Here is a 6,049-nt window from a genome sequence, read left to right as displayed (position 1 = left end):
CGCCCCCGTCGGCCCGGACCGGCCCGTCCGAGGGCGGTCGCCGGTCGACGTGGTGGTCGGGCGGGTCGCCCGCGAGGAGACCCGCGCCCGGCAGGCGGAGCGCGAGCGCACTGCGGGTGTGCTGGAGGGGCGCGAGCGCACCGTAGAAGCTGAACACGCGCGAGACGGGGTCGACGCGCGTGAACCACGTCCGGCGACCGAACACCACCGCACCCGCGAGCGTGAGGGCGGTGTAACCGACGACGACCCACGCGAGCAGTCGTGGCGCGTCGGCCAGCGGGCTGACGACCTCGACCCAGACGAGCGCGAGCAGGCCGACGACGCTGGGCCACGTCGCCAGTCGCGCCGGGAGCGGCCGCTCCAGCGACGGGAGACGACGGGCGAGCGTCCGCCACGGGTTCAGCGCGGGCCAGGTGTTCCCGAGCAGGTAGACGGTGGCGGTGTAGCCCGCCCACCAGGCGACCCACACGAGGAGGACGGCGAGGTTGGCGACGGCCGTCGTCGGTCCGAGGAAGCCCACGACGACGACCGTGAGCAGACCGAGCAGTCCCAGAACGGCGAGTGCGCGGCGACCGGCGGTGCGGAGAGTCCCGTCGGCGGCGAGCCGAACGGTCGGGCCGCGCCGGTCGATGGCTCGGATGAGGTCGCGGTCGGTCAGGAGGCTGGTGAACAGGAACGAGGCGACCACCACCGCGCCGCCGGTGAGCGCGAACAGCCACGACGGCACGGAGACGGGGGCGGCGCTGCCGAGCGACCCGGCGTGTGCCGAGGCGACGCCGACGAACAGCGCCGTCGCGAGCGCCACGGCCCCGACGAGTGCGGCACGTCGGACGAGCGACCAGGAGTGGTCCGGTCGGGAGCCGGGCCGTCGTCGTGGCCGTCGCGGCGTCATCGGCCCCTCCGCGGCCACGAGAGCGAGAACGGGGGCGAGAGCTGTGGCGACCAGTACAACAGCGCCACCGTCGCGACGAACGCGAGCGTCGAGAGGTCGAACGAGAACGGCGAGGTGGCGAGCGCGGCCGAGGGGCCGAGTGCGCCCGCCGCCACCGAGGCGGCGAGCGGGAACGCACACGAGACGCACGCGACGAGACCGACGACCCCGGAGAGGACGGCGGCGCTGGCGTCGAGCGTCCGGGCGAACACGAGGTACGCGAGCGCGAGGTACCCCACGACGCGGTACGGGACGAAGTAGACGTGGCCCATCGTCGTCACGTAGCCGATTCGCGGGCCCCACCCCGGCGCGGAGAGCGTGACCTGCCAGCCGGCGAGCGCGGCGTGAGAGTGCGTCGACGGTCCGAGTTCGAGTGCGAGCAGCCCCGAGAGCCACGCGAGGACGAGGAAGTAGCCGAGGGCGACGACGGCCGCGAGGAGTCTGAGCCGTCGCGAGGCTGGCCGCGGTCGCGTCTCGACGAGCGCCACGAGACCGAGGTTGATCCAGACGAACGGGTAGAGCACGTAGCGCGGTTCGGTCGGGCGTGCGCCGGTCAGCCCGAAGTAGCCCACGAGCAACAGCGCCTCGGCGAGGACGACTGGACCGAGCCACCAGAGACCGGACGGGAGCGTCACCGACCGCTCCGTGTGGAACACCTTCATCGGTCCCCCCCGCGGCGGTGTCGGCGCATCGTCGTCAGCCGAGCAGCAGGTTGGCGACGATGGCGACCAGCGCCAGCGTCCCGAGCGTCCACGCGGTGACGGCGGCCGCCCCGGCGCTCGACCGACCCCGGAACCGGACCGTCCGGTAGGTGCCGACGCCGAGGAAGACGAGCAGGACGCACCCCGCTACCAGTGCGACGGTCATCCCGGCGTCGGCGCTCATCGGGCCGCCGGCGACGAACAGCACGACGGCCCCGCCCAGCGCGAACGCCAACAGCAGGAAGCCGAGAATCCAGACCAGTTGACTGTGCAGCGCGCGTCCGGCGGCCCCGTACGCACGGACGCCGAGCGTCGTCGACCCACCGCCCGGGACCGTCGCGTCGTGTCGCCAGTCGCGGAAGCTGACGACGGCCGCGACGGTCGCGACCAACAGCACCCCCATCAGCCCGGCGGAGACGAGTTGCGTGCTCGACTGCATGGTGTCTGGTAACACATTGCTATGAACCGATATAAATCCGCTTGCTGGTCGGGGACGGAGAGTGTCACGGTGCTCGGAGGGAATCGGGACGGGACCACCGAGGCGACTTCCGGCGGCGTTCGGGAGACGACGCTCGTTACGGACCGGGGGTCCCGTCGTCGACGCCCTGGTCCTCGGCGGGTTGGTCCTGGCTCTGGTCGCCGGGGTCGGCGGAGTCGGACTCCTCGGTCTCCGCCGGCCCGTCCGCTGGGCCGGGTGCGACCGGGTCGCCGCGGACGAGCGACGGGACGAGGTCGAGCCACACCCGGAGGGCGACGACGAGGACCAGCGGCCCGAGGAACAGACCGTACCAGCCGAAGACGAGCGTCCCGCCGACGTACGCGAATATCATCAGCCCGCTGTGGAGCGCCCGCCCCGCCATCACCGGCAGGAGGAACGTCAGCGGGATGAAGTCGAGGAACAGGAACGCGCCGACGGTGAACGCGATGGGGTAGACGAGCAGGCCGTCGGGGTTCTGGAGCGCCGCGCCGAACAGGAACGCCGCGATGGGGACGTAGACGAGTTTGCCGACGACCAGCGGGACGATGCTCGCGACGCCCGTGAGCACCCCGAGGACGATGGGCAGTGGAATCTGCACCGACGCGGGGGCGACGAGGTTGTACCCCGAGTAGCCAAGCGCCGAGAGGACGCCGATGGTGGTCATGAACAGAACGTTCGAGAAGTACACCTGCGAGACGTCGCGGTCGATGTGTCGACCGAGGACGTGGGCGGGACTCCCCTCGCCGACTGCCGAGCGGAACCACGCCGCCAAGCGGCGGTCGTCGCGCAGCAGGTAGAACACGACCGCGCTCATCAAGAAGACGTGGATGACGGCGTTGGTGATGATGCCGATGGCTCCGAGCGTCATCGAGACGACGCCCTGGAGCCCCGACTGCCGGAGTTGGTCGACGATGGCCTGCGGGTTGCTTGCGAGGTCCGAGAGACTGGTGATGCTCCCGAGGTCGACGTACGGCTGGACGAGCCGTCTGACGTCCTGGTTGAGCAGGGTGTCGACGTTCTGGATGGCGATGAACGCGACGTAGCCCACGAGCGCGAGCAGCGGAACGACGACGAGGAACAGCGTCGCGACGGCCGCCCAGCCGTCGCTGTCGATTCGCCCCCGGAGTCGTCGGTTGATGGGCCGGACCGCGTAGTAGAGGAACAGGCCCGTGACGAGCGTCCCGACGAACAGGTACACCGCACCCAGGAAGACGACGAGCGCCACCGCCGCCAGCAGCCAGTAGCCGAGTCGGGCCTTCGACCGCGGGACCAGCGACGCTCGGCCCGCCGTCATCGTGGGACCGACTGGGGTCGGTGAGGAGTCGGAGACGGTGGGCCGACCGACGCGCGCTGGAGACGATTACGAACGGGTGACACGGTAGTAGGTTCGGGACTGGCCACCGACGGAGACCTCCGCGCGTTCGACCGCGCCGTCGGCGACCAGCGACGACAGCGCGTCGTCGACGTCGCCGACCACCATCGCCGTCGCGGTCACGTCCCCCGCGAGGTCGACCACCTCGTTGGCGGCGTCGCCGAGCGCCTCGCCGTACACGGTGGTGTACGACTCCCTGACCGTCGCGGGGTCGTCGGACTCGTCGAAGTCGACGCCCAACAGCACCTCGCGGTCGGTGAACGCCGCGTCGGGGTTCTCGTCGAGGAACGCGAGGACGAGGTTGCGCTCGCTGTCGAACTCGCCGACCGTCGTCGTGTCGGGGGCGTCGGTCGTCGTGTCGAGGCGACCGTCCTCGAACTCCGCGCTAGAGATAGGCATGGGGTGCTGTTCGACACGCGCCGACATAAACGAACGGACGGCCGGCGGTTCGCGGCCACACCCGACCGATTGACAAGGCTCCAGCGCGCGGTCGTAGAGAGATGCCGAACCACGAGTTGGGGACGACGTGTGGGTGCTGTGGCGTCCACCACCGCGTCGTCGCGTCGATGCCGAACCGACCGTTCGCCGCCGAGGACGTCGACCGACTGGACCGCTCGTGTGCGTTCGTCGCCGCGGTCGGCGCGACCGACGGCTCCAGGGGTGAGGACGACGAGACCAGCGAGACCAGCGAGACCGACGACGGTCGGTCGCCAGACGGGTCCTACGAGACGAACACGCTCGTCGTCTCGACCGCCGGGGGGACCCGTCTGCTCCGTCGGTCCGACGACCTCGGGTGGGTCGTCGACCGCGAACGCGACCACGACGAGCGCGAGGACCCCAGGGTCGTCGGTGTCGACGTGTTCGCCGAGGCCGCACCTCGGACGCGACTCTCGCCGACGGACGCGCGACGCGTACTCGACGACGCGGGGTAGCCGGGCGACGACGGACAGGCCGACACCGGAGCCGACCCGCGCGTACTCGTGCGAATCGTTATCGTTTCTCGTTGCCAACTCCGCTCGGGCAGTCGGACTGCCCGTGGCAATCATGAACGGAATCGACGGGAAGGTGGCGCTGGTGACGGGTGCAGGGTCGGGAATCGGCCGCGCAACGGCGGTTCGATTCGCCGAAGCGGGCGCACACGTCGCCGTCGCCGACATCGACACCGACGGCGGCGAGGAGACGGTCTCGCTCATCGAGGAGATGGGCGGCGAAGCGCGGTTCTACGAACTGGACGTGACCGACGAGACGGCGGTCGAGTCGACCGTCGGGGCGGTCGTCGACGACTTCGGCGGCCTCGACTTCGCGCACAACAACGCGGGTATCGAGGGCACCGTCGCCCCCCTCACGGAGCAGTCGCTCGACGACTGGGACGCGGTCATCTCGGTGAACCTCCGGGGCGTGTTCTGCTGTCTGAAGTACGAACTGGCGGTGATGGCCGACCACGGCGGCGGGGCCATCGTCAACACCGCCTCCGTGGCGGGGCTTGTCGGGGCGGCCGGCCTCTCGCCGTACTACGCCTCGAAACACGGCGTCGCGGGGCTGACGAAGTGTGCGGCCATCGAGGCCGCCGAGGACGGCATCCGCGTCAACGCGGTCTGTCCCGGCGTCGTCGACACGCCGATGGTCCAGCGGTTCACCGGCGGCGACGAGGCCGCGATGGAACAGACCGTCGCCCCGCAGGCGATGAAGCGGGCGGCCTCGCCCGACGAGATAGCGGACGCGGTCGTCTACCTCTGCTCGGACGACGCCTCGTTCGTCACCGGCGTCCCGATGCCGGTCGACGGCGGCTACGTCGCCCAGTGAGGCGATCTCCATCTCTTCGGTGAGACGCGACCCCGCGAGCATCCGCTACTCGCCGAGCGTCGGTCGCGGTTCGACGCTCACGCTCCCGTCGGGCCAGACGACGACCGTCCGAGAGCCGTCGTCCTCGCCGAGTCGCCACGACGTCCGAACGGTGGCCGACCCGACGGTTACGACGAGGTCGTAGGGTCCCGCCGTGCTCACGAGGTGGCGGTCGGTGACGCCCGACCGTGGCTCCAGGTCGTGGGTCGTTCGAAACGCGGTGTCGCCGGCCGCGGTGTCTTCGGCGGGTTCGAGCGCGACGGAGACGTTCACAGAGCGGTTCGCCGCGTTGAGGACGGTGAGTTCCGGGGCGTCGAGTCGCCGGCGCTCGGTCCCCGTCTCCGATTCGGGCGGGACGAAGACGTGGCCGAGAGCCGGGGCGATACGCACCGTCGTCTCGTTCGTCACGACGTACTCGACGGGTGTCGGTCCGACGTCGACGTGTTCGGCGGCCTCGCCGTCCCCGTCAGTGTCGAAGTACGCCGCGCCCGAACAGCCGGCACGGAGGTAGCTCCCCGTCGCGGTGCGGTCGACGAGCGTCGCGTCACAGGTCGTCTCGGCGTGTGAGAACGTGGGTCGAGAAACCGGGTGTAGAACGTCGCGTTCTCGAAGCGTTGAACGTAGTCGAGGAGCGCGTCGTCGCTCGGGGCGGTCGGCTGGGCGGGCGTCGGAACCGGCGTGACCGTGCTGGCGTCGGCCGGGGCGTCGGCGTTGGGCGCGCCCCA

Annotated in this window: 7 protein-coding genes and 1 pseudogene; 2 read left to right on the top strand and 6 right to left on the bottom strand. The window is 70.9% G+C overall.

Features of this window, described 5'->3' with window-relative positions:
* The 5 genes and pseudogenes from M1L36_RS16375 to M1L36_RS16355 form a co-directional block, all read right to left on the bottom strand.
* Window positions 1–892, bottom strand: a pseudogene (locus tag M1L36_RS16375) (hypothetical protein); the annotation flags it as partial.
* The gene (locus M1L36_RS16370) at window positions 889–1,593 is read right to left on the bottom strand and encodes a DUF7546 family protein (protein WP_250874811.1); all 705 of its coding nucleotides are present in this window, start codon (window positions 1,591–1,593) and stop codon (window positions 889–891) included. The pseudogene M1L36_RS16375 and the gene M1L36_RS16370, both read right to left, overlap by 4 nt.
* Before the next feature lie 34 nt (window positions 1,594–1,627).
* The gene (locus M1L36_RS16365; protein WP_250874810.1) at window positions 1,628–2,071 is read right to left on the bottom strand and encodes a hypothetical protein; all 444 of its coding nucleotides are present in this window, start codon (window positions 2,069–2,071) and stop codon (window positions 1,628–1,630) included.
* Between the two features lie 136 nt (window positions 2,072–2,207).
* A complete protein-coding gene (locus tag M1L36_RS16360; RefSeq protein WP_250874809.1) occupies window positions 2,208–3,404 on the bottom strand; it encodes an AI-2E family transporter in 1,197 nt (398 codons plus the stop codon).
* A 66-nt stretch (window positions 3,405–3,470) separates the two neighbouring features.
* Window positions 3,471–3,881 (bottom strand): hypothetical protein, encoded by a 411-nt coding sequence (locus M1L36_RS16355; protein WP_250874808.1) that lies wholly within the window; start codon window positions 3,879–3,881, stop codon window positions 3,471–3,473.
* A 101-nt stretch (window positions 3,882–3,982) separates the two neighbouring features.
* On the opposite strand from M1L36_RS16355, the gene M1L36_RS16350 reads away from it, so the two are divergent.
* On the top strand, window positions 3,983–4,414 hold the full coding sequence (locus M1L36_RS16350; RefSeq protein WP_250874807.1) for a DUF7964 domain-containing protein: 432 nt from the start codon (window positions 3,983–3,985) through the stop codon (window positions 4,412–4,414).
* Between the two features lie 112 nt (window positions 4,415–4,526).
* The gene (locus M1L36_RS16345; RefSeq protein ID WP_250874806.1) at window positions 4,527–5,285 is read left to right on the top strand and encodes a glucose 1-dehydrogenase; all 759 of its coding nucleotides are present in this window, start codon (window positions 4,527–4,529) and stop codon (window positions 5,283–5,285) included.
* A gap of 45 nt (window positions 5,286–5,330) precedes the next feature.
* Here M1L36_RS16345 and M1L36_RS16340 read toward each other — a convergent pair.
* Window positions 5,331–6,049: Ig-like domain-containing protein (locus M1L36_RS16340; protein ID WP_250874805.1), on the bottom strand; the 719-nt coding region annotated here is incomplete at its 5' end.

This window comes from Halomarina rubra, assembly GCF_023699475.1.
GTDB classification, from domain to species: Archaea; Halobacteriota; Halobacteria; order Halobacteriales; family Haloarculaceae; genus Halomarina; species Halomarina rubra.
The sequence above is the reverse complement of the archived record's forward strand: the minus strand, read 5'-3'. Positions and strand labels throughout refer to the sequence as shown.